The sequence below is a fragment of the Rhizobium sp. 05N430 genome (assembly GCF_056396985.1).
The window spans coordinates 150,520-163,158 of record NZ_JBFTMO010000006.1; the positions used below are offsets into that span (position 1 = coordinate 150,520).

17 protein-coding genes and 1 riboswitch are annotated in these 12,639 nt (G+C 62.7%); of the genes, 2 read left to right on the forward strand and 15 right to left on the reverse strand.

All coding sequences use genetic code 11. The features are described from left to right. Window positions 1-186: 186 nt before the first annotated feature. Window positions 187-618: a fluoride efflux transporter CrcB gene (crcB, locus tag AC1DJO_RS15135; RefSeq protein ID WP_477971452.1), complete on the reverse strand. Its 432-nt coding sequence runs from the start codon at window positions 616-618 to the stop codon at window positions 187-189. Between the two features lie 52 nt (window positions 619-670). Then, a riboswitch (Fluoride riboswitch) is annotated at window positions 671-733 on the reverse strand. 104 nt (window positions 734-837) lie between these two features. Beyond that, on the reverse strand, window positions 838-1,590 hold the full coding sequence (locus AC1DJO_RS15140) for an SDR family oxidoreductase (RefSeq protein WP_477971454.1): 753 nt from the start codon (window positions 1,588-1,590) through the stop codon (window positions 838-840). 111 nt (window positions 1,591-1,701) lie between these two features. Here AC1DJO_RS15140 and AC1DJO_RS15145 point away from each other — a divergent pair, with 111 nt between their 5' ends. Further along, window positions 1,702-2,643, forward strand: a complete 942-nt coding sequence (locus AC1DJO_RS15145; RefSeq protein WP_477971456.1) for a LysR family transcriptional regulator — start codon at window positions 1,702-1,704, stop codon at window positions 2,641-2,643. A gap of 11 nt (window positions 2,644-2,654) precedes the next feature. Here AC1DJO_RS15145 and ureG read toward each other — a convergent pair whose 3' ends face one another. The 12 genes from ureG to urtE all read right to left on the reverse strand — a co-directional run bounded on the left by ureG (window position 2,655) and on the right by urtE (window position 11,240). Further along, a complete protein-coding gene (gene ureG, locus AC1DJO_RS15150) occupies window positions 2,655-3,266 on the reverse strand; it encodes an urease accessory protein UreG (protein ID WP_310293994.1) in 612 nt (203 codons plus the stop codon). Window positions 3,267-3,342: 76 nt separating this feature from the next. Then, entirely contained in the window at window positions 3,343-4,014 is a 672-nt protein-coding gene (locus AC1DJO_RS15155) for an urease accessory protein UreF (RefSeq protein WP_477971458.1), read from the reverse strand. A gap of 6 nt (window positions 4,015-4,020) precedes the next feature. Next, window positions 4,021-4,590, reverse strand: a complete 570-nt coding sequence (gene ureE / locus AC1DJO_RS15160; protein ID WP_477971460.1) for an urease accessory protein UreE — start codon at window positions 4,588-4,590, stop codon at window positions 4,021-4,023. 81 nt (window positions 4,591-4,671) lie between these two features. After that, window positions 4,672-5,541 carry a GGDEF domain-containing protein gene (locus AC1DJO_RS15165; protein ID WP_477971462.1) on the reverse strand — a complete coding sequence of 290 codons (870 nt, stop codon included), beginning with the start codon at window positions 5,539-5,541 and terminating at the stop codon, window positions 4,672-4,674. Window positions 5,542-5,855: 314 nt separating this feature from the next. Next, window positions 5,856-7,565: an urease subunit alpha gene (ureC, locus tag AC1DJO_RS15170; RefSeq protein WP_310293988.1), complete on the reverse strand. Its 1,710-nt coding sequence runs from the start codon at window positions 7,563-7,565 to the stop codon at window positions 5,856-5,858. Between the two features lie 3 nt (window positions 7,566-7,568). Then, a complete protein-coding gene (locus AC1DJO_RS15175) occupies window positions 7,569-8,192 on the reverse strand; it encodes a Urease operon accessory protein (protein ID WP_310294886.1) in 624 nt (207 codons plus the stop codon). A gap of 16 nt (window positions 8,193-8,208) precedes the next feature. Beyond that, window positions 8,209-8,625 carry a lysozyme inhibitor LprI family protein gene (locus tag AC1DJO_RS15180; protein WP_477971464.1) on the reverse strand — a complete coding sequence of 139 codons (417 nt, stop codon included), beginning with the start codon at window positions 8,623-8,625 and terminating at the stop codon, window positions 8,209-8,211. A 33-nt stretch (window positions 8,626-8,658) separates the two neighbouring features. After that, window positions 8,659-8,964 (reverse strand): urease subunit beta, encoded by a 306-nt coding sequence (locus AC1DJO_RS15185; RefSeq protein WP_310293986.1) that lies wholly within the window; start codon window positions 8,962-8,964, stop codon window positions 8,659-8,661. Between the two features lie 10 nt (window positions 8,965-8,974). After that, complete coding sequence (locus AC1DJO_RS15190) at window positions 8,975-9,229, reverse strand: DUF1272 domain-containing protein (protein WP_310293984.1); 255 nt, start codon at window positions 9,227-9,229, stop codon at window positions 8,975-8,977. 10 nt (window positions 9,230-9,239) lie between these two features. Further along, a complete protein-coding gene (locus AC1DJO_RS15195; RefSeq protein WP_310293982.1) occupies window positions 9,240-9,542 on the reverse strand; it encodes an urease subunit gamma in 303 nt (100 codons plus the stop codon). A 21-nt stretch (window positions 9,543-9,563) separates the two neighbouring features. Further along, entirely contained in the window at window positions 9,564-10,385 is an 822-nt protein-coding gene (locus AC1DJO_RS15200; RefSeq protein WP_310293980.1) for an urease accessory protein UreD, read from the reverse strand. A 159-nt stretch (window positions 10,386-10,544) separates the two neighbouring features. Further along, window positions 10,545-11,240 carry an urea ABC transporter ATP-binding subunit UrtE gene (gene urtE, locus AC1DJO_RS15205; protein WP_112390422.1) on the reverse strand — a complete coding sequence of 232 codons (696 nt, stop codon included), beginning with the start codon at window positions 11,238-11,240 and terminating at the stop codon, window positions 10,545-10,547. Between the two features lie 122 nt (window positions 11,241-11,362). On the opposite strand from urtE, the gene AC1DJO_RS15210 reads away from it, so the two are divergent. After that, window positions 11,363-11,647 (forward strand): GIY-YIG nuclease family protein, encoded by a 285-nt coding sequence (locus tag AC1DJO_RS15210; protein WP_477971467.1) that lies wholly within the window; start codon window positions 11,363-11,365, stop codon window positions 11,645-11,647. 233 nt (window positions 11,648-11,880) lie between these two features. Here the strand turns inward: AC1DJO_RS15210 and urtD are convergent, their stop codons facing one another. Next, on the reverse strand, window positions 11,881-12,636 hold the full coding sequence (gene urtD / locus AC1DJO_RS15215; protein WP_477971469.1) for an urea ABC transporter ATP-binding protein UrtD: 756 nt from the start codon (window positions 12,634-12,636) through the stop codon (window positions 11,881-11,883). Between the last annotated feature and the right edge of the window lie 3 nt (window positions 12,637-12,639).

Genomic DNA, 12,639 nt, shown 5'->3' on the forward strand with positions numbered 1-12,639 from the left:
CAATGCTCGGCCTTCTTGTTTGCGGGATGGCGCACAGACCACCGCGTTTCCCTCATCCCTGTGCTCGTCACAGGGATCCAGCCGGCCCAAGTCCTTGGGCCGAAAAAGACTTTCCCGCCACGCAGACGCGCGGCGACTGGATTCCTGTGACAAGCACAGGAATGAGGGCATTTTGGTTGCCGCCCCTCACACCTCTTCCTCAATCCGCAACTGCGCCACCTCCCTCTCCCCGCCGCTGAAGTAGGACGCAATCAAATGCCCCGACGAAACGGCAGCGACGCAAAGCACCACCGAGGCGGCGATATTCACCCCTGCCCGCATCATCGCGCCCGAGCGGATCAGATCGAGCGTCTGCAGGCTGAAGGACGAGAAGGTGGTGTAACCGCCGCAGAGACCGATCATCACGAAGAGCCGCACGTTCTCCGACACCGGAAAACGGCCATGCGCCAGCGTCAGCGTGCCGAACAGGCCGATGATGAAGGAGCCGGTGATGTTGATGATGATCGTGCCCCAGGGCAGGTTGCCGCTTATCGGCGCCGCCAGAACCGAAATCAGGTATCGCGCCAGGGTGCCGAGAGCGCCTCCGGCCATGATGATCAAGCAGGTATAGAGTGACATGCACGCCTCATTGTATCGGCGGGCAGTAGACACACTCCCACCGTCGATTGAAATCGCGGTAGGAGTCATCAGCCATCACGGCGGTTATCGGGGGCACTCCATCCCCATCGCGAACAGGCTAATCGCCGGAGGCCGGAGATGCAACAGGCTCAGGCTGCGTCACTTTGCATCGCTGTGGCCGCGTCTGGCCACAGCGTCCATATCACCTGCCGGAACGTATCAGGCCGAAAAGCCGCCATCGGCGACAATCTCGGCGCCGGTGACGAAGGCGGCGCCGGGGCTTGCGAGATAGGCAACGACGCTGGCGATCTCGTGATCCTTGCCGTAGCGGCCAACGGCGATGCCGGGACCGACGATCTGCGAAATCGGTCCGCCATCAGGGTTCATGTCGGTATCGGTCGGGCCGGGATGGACGGTGTTGACGGTGATCCCCTTCGGCCCGAGATCGCGAACCAGACTGCGATTGAACCCGGCGACGGCGCCCTTGGTCAGCGTATAGAGCGAAGCAGTCGGAAAGGCCGCGTAACGCACCATCGACGAGCCGATGTGAATGATGCGGCCGCCGGGCTTCATCCGGCGCACGGCCTCCTGCGTCGCCACGAACATGCCGGTGACGTTGACGGCAATCATCCGTTCGTAATCCGAAAATGTCGTCTCCTCGATGGCGCCACCGAGCGCGATGCCGGCATTGTTGACGAGAATGTCGATTGCGCCGAAGGCTTCCCCGGTCTTTGCCACCGCGGCCCGCACGGCAGCGGGATCGCCGGCATCGGCCTGGATTGCGATGGCTCGTCCGCCACCAGCCTCGATATCCTTGACGACAAGCGCGGCGCGGTCGGGCGACGCATGGTATGTGATGGCAACCGCCGCCCCATCCGCCGCCAGCCGCCTGGCGATGGCAGCGCCGATCGAGCGCGAGCCGCCGGTGACGAGTGCTGCCTTGCCTGACAGGGGTTTCGATAGATCGGTCATTTCCTGAGCTCCAGGTTTCGTTTCAATGGAGCGGAATATGGCCAGTCTATTCCATTGCGATTAGCTGGTAATGGATTTAAGAAATTTCAAACAATCGTTGAAAGTGACGAGATGGAATCTCTGATCAATCTGGAATCCTTCGTCAGGACGGCGGAGCTCGGCAGCTTCTCCGCCGCGGCGCGACGGCTGGCGATGACGCCCGCTGCCGTCAGCCGCAACGTCGCCGTGCTCGAGGCCAATCTCGGCATCCGGCTCTTCCAGCGCAGCACCCGCAGCCTGACGCTGACCGAAGCCGGCGAGCGCTTTCTGCAGGCGATTGGCGACAATCTCTCCGGCCTGCAGAACGCCATCGCCTCGGCGGCATCAGACGAAGCGGCGCCTTCGGGCACGTTGAGAGTGAGCATGAGCCCGACGCTCGGCATCGGTTATATCCTGCCGTTGCTGCCGGATTTCCTGGCGCGCTATCCGCTGATCAGGCCGGAATGGATGTTCGAGAACAGGCAGGTCGACCTGATCGCCGAGGGCTATGATGCGGCGATCGGCGGCGGCTTCGAGCTGGCGCCGGGCGTGATCGCCCGCACCCTTGCCCCTGCCCACATCATCGCCGTCGCTTCCCCCGCCTATATGCGTGGGAAATCGCCACCGGAGGAACCGTCGGACATGGCCAGTCTCGACGGCATCGTCATGCGTGCCAACCGCACCGGCAAGATCCGCTTGTGGCAGATGCGCAATGTCGCCGGCGACGAGCAGACGGCGGTGCCCAGAGAGCGGGTCGTGGTCGATGATCCGGCAGCCATGCGCGAGGCCGCGCTGATGGGCATCGGCGTGGCGATGATCGCCAAGCCGGACGCGCTGCCGCATCTGGAACGTGGTGACCTCATCCGTGTTGTCCCGCAATGGTATGTCGATGCCGGACCGGTCTCGATCTACTATTCGGGCAGGAAACTTCTGCCGCTGAAGACCCGCGTCTTCATCGATTTCGTTCTCGAAGCCTCGCGGCGGAAAAACTGGGCAGAACGCTTCACCGGAAGCCTCGGCGAGCACGGCCCCTGAACGCTTCCGCGTCAGAGCCCGCCATGCTCCTTGAGGAAGCTGACGATCGAGCCGATACCATCGCCGCGCTTCATGTCGGAGAAGACGTAGGGACGGGTTGCCCGCATGCGTGTCGCGTCCCGGTCCATCACCTCCAGATCGGCGCCGACATAGGGTGCCAGATCCTTCTTGTTGATGACCAAAAGGTCCGACTTGGTGATCCCCGGCCCGCCCTTGCGGGGGATTTCCTCGCCCTGGCAAACGGAGATCACATAGATGGTGATATCGGCGAGGTCAGGAGAAAAGGTCGCCGCCAGATTGTCGCCGCCGGACTCGATGAAGACCACGTCGAGATCGGGGATGCGCTGGTTCAGCCCGGCAATCGCCTGCAGATTGATTGTCGCATCCTCGCGGATGGCCGTGTGCGGGCAGCCGCCGGTCTCGACGCCGACGATGCGGTCCGACGGCAGCGCCTGCATGCGCATCAGCGCTTCGGCATCCTCGGTCGTGTAGATGTCGTTGGTGACGACGGCGACGGAATAGTCGTCGCGCATCGCCTTGCAGAGCTTCTCCGTCAGCGCCGTCTTGCCGGAGCCGACAGGCCCGCCGATGCCGACGCGGAGAGGTCCGTTTCTCGATTTCATAGATGTCACTCCAATTCACCCGATGATAGCGCCCGGCCATCACGCCTGCCACCGGCAAATGACGCAGATGCCTGCCTTACGAGCGGAAAAGTCTGCTGCTCTGGGTCTCGTGCCGCAGCGTCGAGATATCGGCCTGAACGGCCGCTGCACCGAGATCGTCGGTCGTAGCAGCCGAGGCGTTTCTGGCGATCTCGGCAATAACAGGTTCGAGCTTGGCCAGTATGCCGACACCATCCTTCTGACCGCCGACACCGAGGCGGATACCGGCCGAGACGGCCTGCGAGACATAGGCATGCAGGAAAGCGGCCAGCGCCTTGTCGAGCGCAACATCATGGGCGCCCGCGATGGCGCCGACGGCAACGGGATAGGCCACCTGCTGCGGCAGCCGCTCAAAAACAGGGTCCGGCCAAGCCCGCGCTGCGGTGAGGAAGGCATCGCCTAGCAGCATCGTTTCCTGATGCCGTTCCCGAGAGCCGGCGAGCGCTTCGGCAAGTGCGGCGAGATCGCCGATCGCAGTCGCATCGCCCTGCCCGCGCCACGCCGCGGCAAAGATCACCGCGTCGTTCCAGACATTGCCATGCGTCAGCAACGTCGAAATCCACGTCTCGAGTCCTGCGGCATCGGTGACGAGGCCGTCATGAACCGCGCGTTCCAACCCGCCGGAATAGGCGAATGAGCCGACCGGGAAGGTCGGCGACAGCCACGCCATCAGGCGCAGCAGCGCCTGGAGATCATCCGCTTGCGTCATCGCCGCTCAGTCGTGAGAGTGATGGTGTCCGTCACCATGCTTGTGGTCGTGATCATGATGGCCATGATCGTGGTCGTGGCCATGCTTATGGTCATGGTCGTGACCATGATGATCGTGATGATCATGCGCGTGGTGATCGTGGCCATGGCTGTGATAGGCGCCGCGGGCAGGCTGGAAGGGCTCGGTGACTTCGAGAACCAGCGCGCCGAGACCCTGCAGCATGGTGCGGATCACGTGGTCGCGGAGGATCAGGATGCGATCGTCCTCGATCTGCGCCGCCAGATGCCGGTTGCCGAGATGCCAGGCAAGCTCGATCAGGTGGACGCCGTTCTTGCCGCGGATTTCGAACAGCTTTTCGTCGGCCGCCAGGATCTCGATCAGCTCGCCGTCGTCGCGCACTAGAAGGTCGCCATTGGCAAACAGCACGGGATCCTTGAGGTCGAGCATCACCATGCCGCCGCTCTCCAGGTGCAGCAGCTTGCGGCGCAGGTGGCGCAGATCATGCGGCAGCTTCACCTGCTCGATCGGATGGGAGGACGGCGTACCGGCGGGAAGATAGGATGTGACGCGTTGCATGGGATTTATCCATTTTGCAGAGACCGTGACCTTGCAAAATAGCGGGCGGCGGCGCAAGCGCCAATCCCGCCCAGGGAGTGGCTAAATGCCGTAGGCGCGCTGCGCGCCTTCATAGCCGGTATCGTCGTCGCCCTGAACGGCAAGACCGTTCTCCACCAGGCGGCTATGCCAGGCGTGGTGCAGACCTTCGCTCTCGTGGACGACGCGGTTTCGCCCGAGCGCCTTGGCGAGATAGAGCGCCTTGTCAGCCGAAGCATAGACCGCCTCCTTGTTCCGTCCCGGTTCGAGATCGGCGATCCCGGCCGAGATGGTGATCGGCACGGTGCAGCCGTCCGCGGTGATCGGCTGGCAGGCGATCTGGGTTTTCACCTGCTCGACGCGCTCAAGCCGCGCCGCCAGCGGAAAGCCGGTGACGATGACGCCGAATTCCTCTCCGCCGAGGCGCGCGACCACCGAACTGTCGTTGAAGGCCGTCGCCAGGATCGCCGAGATGGCGATGATCACGGCATCGCCGCAGGCATGGCCGAAGCGGTCGTTGATCGCCTTGAAGCGATCGACGTCGAAGATGACCAGCGACGCATCGGCTTCAACCGTTGCCAGCGCTTCGGTAAAGGCGCGGCGGTTCAGCAGGCCTGAGAGCATGTCGGTGCGGCTGAGCTTTTCGAATTCCGCCCGCGAGATCGTCAGGTGGTGCAGCGCAAAGCCGGCGATCAACGACAGGAGACCACAGGCCGCCCCGCCGAACAGCCATGAAAACACGATCCCGAGGCTCAGCGAATGGGCAAGCGACAGCGGCAGCAAATCGAAGAAGGAAAGCGGCGGCAACACGATCAGCATGATGACGGCGGAGAGGATGATGGCGGAAAAGCTCATCTTCAGCGCGAAGCTGAAAATGGTGCCGCGGTGCTGAAAATTGCCGAGCCCCATCTGGAGCATCATCCAGTTTTTCATGCGAATCGACCTCCAGCCCCGGCACCCCATGGCATTTGATTAGAATGCATTTGCTGCCGGGTTCTTAAGCCTATCGTTAAGATTTGAACGAGTTCGGTCGAATTAATGAAGTTGCATTTTCACGGGCAGGCCGCACCCGCCCTCAACCTGAATCAGAACTGCTGAACGCCTGATTAAACCGCTGATATCGCGCGCATTTCAGTCCACACCGATGCGCTGATGAAAGCCACGTTTCGAGCACGAAGATTTCCCGGAATTTCTGCAACCGGGCAGAGAATGCCGTTAACGAAACGCTTTCGGCAGCACACCGTGTCTCAGAACAGGAAGTAGCGCTGTGCCATCGGGAGAACGGTCGCCGGTTCGCAGGTCAGCAACTCGCCATCGGCCCTGACTTCATAGGTCTCTGGATCGACCTCGATATGCGGTGTCAGGCTGTTGTGGATCATCGACGCCTTGGAAATTCCGCCGCGCGTGTTCTTCACGGCGACGAGATTCTTGGCAACGCCGAGCCGTCCCTTGAGGCCTGCATCCAGCGATGCCTGCGACACGAAGGTGACCGACGAGGTGGTGCGCAGCTTGCCATAGGCGGCAAACATCGGCCGGTAGTGCATCGGCTGCGGGGTCGGGATCGAGGCGTTCGGATCCCCCATCGGCGCCGCCGCGATCGAGCCGCCGAGCAGCACCATCTCCGGCTTGACACCGAAGAAGGCGGGGTTCCACAGAACCAGGTCGGCGCGCTTGCCGACCTCCACCGAGCCGATCTCGTGGCTGAGGCCCTGAGCGATTGCCGGATTGATCGTGTACTTGGCGATATAGCGGCGGACGCGAAAATTGTCGTTCTCGCCCTTTTCTTCCGGCAGGCGGCCACGCTGACGCTTCATCTTGTCGGCCGTCTGCCAGGTGCGGATCGCCACTTCGCCGACCCGGCCCATGGCCTGGCTGTCGGAGGAGATGATCGAGAAGGCGCCGATATCATGGAGGATATCTTCGGCGGCGATCGTCTCCTTGCGGATCCGGCTTTCGGCGAAGGCGATATCTTCGGGGATCGACGGCGACAGATGATGGCAGACCATCAGCATATCGAGATGCTCGGAGATCGTGTTGACCGTGTAGGGCCGCGTCGGGTTGGTGGACGACGGGATGACGTTCGACTGGCCGCAGATCTTGATAATATCGGGCGCGTGCCCGCCGCCGGCACCCTCGGTATGGAAGGCATGGATGGTGCGACCCTTGAGCGCCCCGATCGTGTCTTCCACGAAGCCGCTCTCGTTCAGCGTATCGGTGTGGATCATCACCTGGATGTCGTACTCGTCGGCCACCGAAAGGCAGCAGTCGATCGCCGCCGGCGTCGTACCCCAATCCTCATGCAGCTTCAGCGACGAGGCCCCGGCCAGCACCATTTCTTCGAGTGCCGCGGGAAGAGACGCGTTGCCCTTCCCCGCCAGCGCCAGGTTCATCGGAAAGCCGTCGAAGCTCTCGATCATCCGCTCGATATGCCAGGCACCGGTGCAGGTCGTTGCAAGCGTGCCATGCGCCGGGCCGGAGCCGCCGCCCAGCATGCAGGTGATGCCGGACATCAACGCCTCCTCGATCTGCTGCGGGCAGATGTAATGGATATGCGCATCCATGCCGCCGGCCGTGACGATCTTGCCCTCGCCCGCGATCGCTTCCGTCGATGGGCCGACGATGATGTTGACGCCCGGCTGCGTGTCGGGATTGCCCGCCTTGCCGATCGCCACGATGCGCCCGTCCTTCAGCCCGATATCGGCTTTCACGATCCCCGTGTGATCGATGATCACCGCATTGGTAATCACGGTATCGACCGCGCCCTGCGCGCGTGTCGCCTGGCTCTGCCCCATGCCGTCGCGGATTACCTTGCCGCCGCCGAACTTCACTTCCTCGCCATAGGTCGTGAAGTCCTTTTCAATCTCGATGAACAGCTCGGTATCGGCCAGTCGGACCTTATCGCCGACGGTCGGTCCGAACATGCTGGCATAGGCGGCGCGGGAGATCTTGTGGGGCATATGTCAGGCTCCTTGGGAGGAAGAATGAGGTGGTTCGGCGGCGTATCGTTTCAGCCGCCCGGCAGCGATATATCCATCGACAAGCTGCCGCTCGGCAGCAAATGGGTGGCCGTCCCAGCCTGCATGACCGAACCCCGCAAGCCCGATATCGGCGCCGGGGAACCGGCGGAAGGCTTCGGCTATCGCGATCAGTCCGGTGCTTGGCACGACGTAAGGCTCGGGGTGAAAGGCGGCGAGCGCGTCGTCCACCGCCTCATGAATCACTTTCTCAACGACCACATGCCGTTTGCCAGCTTCCTTGCAGAAGGCCTTGAACTGACTCGTGTAATCGTCGCAGAAATCGTCGAGTTCCGGATGCGAGAGGGCGAGCGGCGCCCGCATCTCCGCAAACTTTTCCGGGTCGCGCACGCACCAGATCTCGGACGCTTCGATCACGCCGGCTAGTGTCCGCCAGCCGGTGTCGCCGGTCATCGCCTTGCCCGGGCGGCCGGTATTGCAAACGGCAACGGCATCGGTGCGGCCGGGGCTCGCGGCATAGGATCGGCACTCGTTGAAGCGGACGACGAAATCGGCCGCAGCGATCGCCGCGCGCCCCTCGTCTCCCACCTCACCGTTGCCGACGATCATGATCTTCTGTCCCACGTCAGTTGCCGCCCAATGCGTCGGCAAGCGCCTTCAGTTCCTTGGTTCTGGTATCGCTGAGATTGGCGAGGCACCCGGCCACCAGCATCGACTCCATCGTCCCGCCGCGGGCCTGAAAGCCTTCGGCCTCGCATTGCGCGTCGCGATAGGAGATCCAGGCGCGCTGCGCTGTGAGCAGCGCCTTCTCGGCACCGCGATCGTTCTCGTCCAGATCCTCGTCGGTCGCAGCCGCCGCGGTGCGCGTTTCCTTCCACTGGGCGTTCAGCGCCTTGTCTGCCTCGCCATAGCGATCCTGTTCGCAGCTCGTCATCTCCGCCTGCGTCTCAGGGTTCTTGCAGTCGGTCTCCTCCTGCGCGAATGCGCCCGAAGCCATTATTACGCCGCCCGCCAATGCAAGCAGACCGATCACCAAACGCATCATTTCCTCCCGTCTTCTGCTATTTTTTGTGCTTCAAAGCTTGCCCATGACGAGCTGGCGGAAGCCATAGACCTCGCGCTTGCCCGACAGCGGGATCAGCGTCACCTCGCGCGTCTGGCCCGGCTCGAAACGGACGGCGGTGCCGGCGGGAATGTCCAGCCGCATGCCATGCGCCTTCTCGCGTTCGAAGGAGAGCCCCGCATTGGTTTCGGCAAAATGATAATGGCTGCCAACCTGCACCGGGCGATCACCGGTGTTCGACACCACGATCGTCAGGGTCGGTGCGCCGGCATTGAGTTCGATGTCGCCGCTTGCGGCAATGATTTCGCCTGGGATCATGTCTTTCTCCTCACGCAGCCTTCTGGGGCGCGCAGCCTTCGGCCTTCAATACACGTTTGGTCGACGCCGGATTGTTGGCGAGCTTCCCGGCCGGGCGGACCGGGCGGCGCGTAAATTCGCCGCCACAGTTCGGGCACTTGCCGCCGAGCACATCTTCGGCGCAAGCAGCACAGAAGGTGCATTCGAAGCTGCAGATCATCGCTTCCAGGCTTTCGGGCGGCAGGTCCTTGTCGCAGCATTCGCAGTTCGGGCGCAGTTCCAGCATCGCGGCCTCCTCAGCGGATCGGTTCGTGGACGGTGACGAGTTTGGTACCGTCAGGAAATGTCGCCTCGACCTGCACGTCGTGGATCATCTCGGCGACACCTTCCATCACCTGGTCGCGGCCGACGACGTGGGCGCCAGCCTCCATCAGATCGGCGACGGACCGCCCGTCACGCGCGCCTTCGACCACGAAATCGGTGATCAACGCGATCGCTTCCGGATGGTTAAGCTTGACGCCGCGCTCCAGCCTGCGGCGCGCCACCATTGCCGCCATGGAGATCAACAGCTTGTCTTTTTCTCTCGGAGTGAGGTTCATCGTTCATCCATTCCAGCTGAATTACAGGTTCCAGACTTTCGGCACCGGCGCGCCGTTGCGCAAGGCGGATATGACCGGAATCAGGATTTTTCTGAGCGCGAAACCATCCGCTGCCGCAGCACGCACGACAAGCTTGCCATTCCACGCGCTGGCGCCGGCCATATGCCCTTCGAGCAGCGGGCGCACCTTGGCGAGATAGCTGTCGGCCAGCGGACCGGCATAGAGCATCGTCACAAACGCCACCCGCCCGCCGAGAACCGGCTGCAGCGCCGTCAGCGCGCCGACTGCGCCATCGAGCCGGAGCTCCTCGGAATGAATGAGGTTCCCGGCACGGCGGATGCGCCAGCGGTCGCGGAAGAGACCTGTGACCATCGCCTCGCCCATCGCCTTGCGGCCGAGCAGGATGGCTTCGACGGCCAGAAACTCGGCGGTCTCGTCGAGATCGACGTCGAGGCGGCGAAACAACGAGGCGCGGTCGAAAAGAATGGTTTCCTGCGGCAGCCAGTCGACACGCGATCCGGCACCGGCGCTGATCACGGTATTGACCTCGGCAGTGCCTGCCGATGCCTTGTAGATCTTCTCGCAGGCCTGGGTGGTGACGTCGATGCGCGTGCCGGGACCGGCGACGACGCTCCAGTTCATCCGGTCGCCACCGGTCAAACCACCGGCGGTGTTGATGATAACGGCTTCCATCGAGGCATCGAAGGTGTCAGGCAGCCGGATCTTCGCCGCACCTTCCTGATAGAGCTCGCGAAGCCGCGTGCGCCCATCCAGCGCCTTGGCGGCCAGATGCCCGCGTCCCTCGGCTCTTTGCGGTCTGGTGCTTGCCGCAGCGATCGTCATTCCATCCCCTTGAACATCCGCCGTTCATCCGGCTGTTCTCATTCAATGCGCTAAACAAGTGAAAGCAAGCAATTCCCGTGCCGCCCGCAATCGCCTTCGCCGCAAAGCCGGACGGCTCGCCCCGGAACCGAGATTGCCGAAGAAAGCGGCAATTGCCGCTCAGACGGTCAGGTGGCGGCGGGCCTCCGGCGTATCCAGCGTTTCCGCCAGCCCTTCATGCACGATCTCGCCGCGGTCCATGATGTAGACGTAATCGGCAAGCTCGCGGCAGAAATCCAGATATTGCTCGACCAGCAGGATCGCCATTCCGGTCGAATCCCGGAGGTAGCGGATCGCCCGGCCGATATCCTTGATGATCGACGGCTGGATGCCTTCGGTCGGCTCGTCGAGCACCAGGATCTTCGGCCGCGTCACCATGGCCCGGCCGATCGCCAGCTGCTGCTGCTGCCCGCCGGAAAGATCGCCGCCGCGACGTGACAACATCGACTTCAGCACCGGGAAGAGGCTGAAGATATCGTCAGGGATGTTGCGGTCGCGGCGGCCAAGCGGAGCAAAGCCGGTCTCGAGGTTTTCCTTCACCGTCAGCAGCGGAAAGATTTCACGCCCCTGCGGCACATAGCCGATGCCCTGCTTGGCGCGGGCAAAGGGCGGCAGGCCGTTGAGCGCGGTGTCGTTGAAGGTGACGCTTCCGGCAGAGAGCGGATGCTGGCCGGTAACGGCGCGCAGCAGAGAGCTCTTGCCGACGCCGTTGCGGCCGAGCACGCAGGTGATCTTGCCCATCTCGGCCTTGATCGAGATGCCGCGCAGCGCCTGGGCGGCGCCGTAGTGGAGGTTTGCGTTTTCGACTGTCAGCATGATGCCACTTCCATAGATTTGTAGGGCTTTACTCGCTCGATGCGTGCTGTGAAGCTGCCCATGTAACAACCCCTTCGGTCATCCTCGGGCTTGACCCGAGGATCCATTATTCGGCGATTGTCATGAGCGGCTACGTCTACATCATGGCCAGCAGGAAGAACGGCACACTCTATATCGGCGTGACGTCCGATCTCGAACGGCGCGTGTACGAACATCGGGAAGGCCTGACCAAAGGCTTTACCAGCCAATATGGATGCACTCGTCTGGTCTGGTACGAAGAACACCTCTCCATCAGCACGGCGATCCAACGGGAGAAGTCGCTGAAGCGATGGTATCGCGCCTGGAAAATCACCCTCATAGAGCAGCTCAATCCCGGCTGGCGCGACCTCTATGAAGAATTTGGCTGAGACGGTGGATCCTCGGGTCAAGCCCGAGGATGACGGAGGAAGGGTTTTGCCAGGGTAATCCGACGGAAACACCGCGCGCGTGCGATGGTCGCTTTCGTCTGCGACGCCCACTTCCCTCTCGTAGTCCTTGCCCACATCCCTCGCGTCATCCTCGGGCTTGACCCGAGGATCCAGGCACCGGAGTTGCAGGGCAGAGGGGGGTATCACGCCCACGACGTTCACGACGACCATCCTTACCGCCCCAGATAATTCTCGATCACCTTCGGATCGGAACTGACAAAATCGATCGACCCCTCGGCCAGCACCGAGCCCTCGGCCAGACACGTCACCTTGACCCCGAGATCGCGGATAAAGCCCATGTCATGCTCGACGACGACGACAGAGCGGGTCTTGGCGATCTCCTTCAGAAGGATCGCCGTCTCCGCCGTCTCGGCATCGGTCATCCCGGCCACCGGCTCATCGACGAGCAGCAGTTTCGGCTCCTGGGCGAGCAGCATGCCGATCTCCAGCCACTGCTTCTGGCCGTGACTGAGATTGGCCGCCAGTTCGTCGCGGCGATGTGTCAGCCGCACCGTCTCGAGGATTTCATCGATGCGCGCCTTGTCGTCGCCGGAGAGACGGTAGAACAGCGTCGGGAACACCCCGCGCTTGCGGTTGAGCGCCAGCTCCAGATTGTCCCAGACCGTATGGCTTTCGAACACCGTCGGCTTCTGGAACTTGCGGCCGATGCCGAGCTGGGCGATATCGGCTTCGTCGAGTTTCGTCAGGTCCGTCTGGCCGTTGAAAAACACCTCGCCTTCGTCGGGCCGGGTCTTGCCGGTGATGATGTCCATCATCGTCGTCTTGCCGGCGCCGTTCGGGCCGATGATGGCGCGCAGTTCACCGGGCTCGATGACGATCGACAGCGAATTCAGCGCCTTGAAGCCGTCGAAGGAAACGGAGACGCCGTTCAGATAGAGCACGCTGTTGGGTTTGATATCGGGGATCATCCG

Coding starts and splice junctions, on each gene's coding strand:
- ureG (WP_310293994.1), bottom strand. CDS start 3,266: ATGAAATCGAGAAACGGACCTCTCCGCGTCGGCATCGGCGGGCCTGTC.
- AC1DJO_RS15200 (WP_310293980.1), bottom strand. CDS start 10,385: ATGACGATCGCTGCGGCAAGCACCAGACCGCAAAGAGCCGAGGGACGC.
- AC1DJO_RS15140 (WP_477971454.1), bottom strand. CDS start 1,590: ATGACCGATCTATCGAAACCCCTGTCAGGCAAGGCAGCACTCGTCACC.
- AC1DJO_RS15155 (WP_477971458.1), bottom strand. CDS start 4,014: ATGACGCAAGCGGATGATCTCCAGGCGCTGCTGCGCCTGATGGCGTGG.
- AC1DJO_RS15210 (WP_477971467.1), top strand. CDS start 11,363: ATGAGCGGCTACGTCTACATCATGGCCAGCAGGAAGAACGGCACACTC.
- AC1DJO_RS15180 (WP_477971464.1), bottom strand. CDS start 8,625: ATGCGTTTGGTGATCGGTCTGCTTGCATTGGCGGGCGGCGTAATAATG.
- ureC (WP_310293988.1), bottom strand. CDS start 7,565: ATGCCCCACAAGATCTCCCGCGCCGCCTATGCCAGCATGTTCGGACCG.
- AC1DJO_RS15175 (WP_310294886.1), bottom strand. CDS start 8,192: ATGATCGTCGGCAACGGTGAGGTGGGAGACGAGGGGCGCGCGGCGATC.
- urtD (WP_477971469.1), bottom strand. CDS start 12,636: ATGATCCCCGATATCAAACCCAACAGCGTGCTCTATCTGAACGGCGTC.
- AC1DJO_RS15165 (WP_477971462.1), bottom strand. CDS start 5,541: ATGAAAAACTGGATGATGCTCCAGATGGGGCTCGGCAATTTTCAGCAC.
- AC1DJO_RS15185 (WP_310293986.1), bottom strand. CDS start 8,964: ATGATCCCAGGCGAAATCATTGCCGCAAGCGGCGACATCGAACTCAAT.
- ureE (WP_477971460.1), bottom strand. CDS start 4,590: ATGCAACGCGTCACATCCTATCTTCCCGCCGGTACGCCGTCCTCCCAT.
- AC1DJO_RS15145 (WP_477971456.1), top strand. CDS start 1,702: ATGGAATCTCTGATCAATCTGGAATCCTTCGTCAGGACGGCGGAGCTC.
- urtE (WP_112390422.1), bottom strand. CDS start 11,240: ATGCTGACAGTCGAAAACGCAAACCTCCACTACGGCGCCGCCCAGGCG.
- AC1DJO_RS15195 (WP_310293982.1), bottom strand. CDS start 9,542: ATGAACCTCACTCCGAGAGAAAAAGACAAGCTGTTGATCTCCATGGCG.
- AC1DJO_RS15190 (WP_310293984.1), bottom strand. CDS start 9,229: ATGCTGGAACTGCGCCCGAACTGCGAATGCTGCGACAAGGACCTGCCG.
- crcB (WP_477971452.1), bottom strand. CDS start 618: ATGTCACTCTATACCTGCTTGATCATCATGGCCGGAGGCGCTCTCGGC.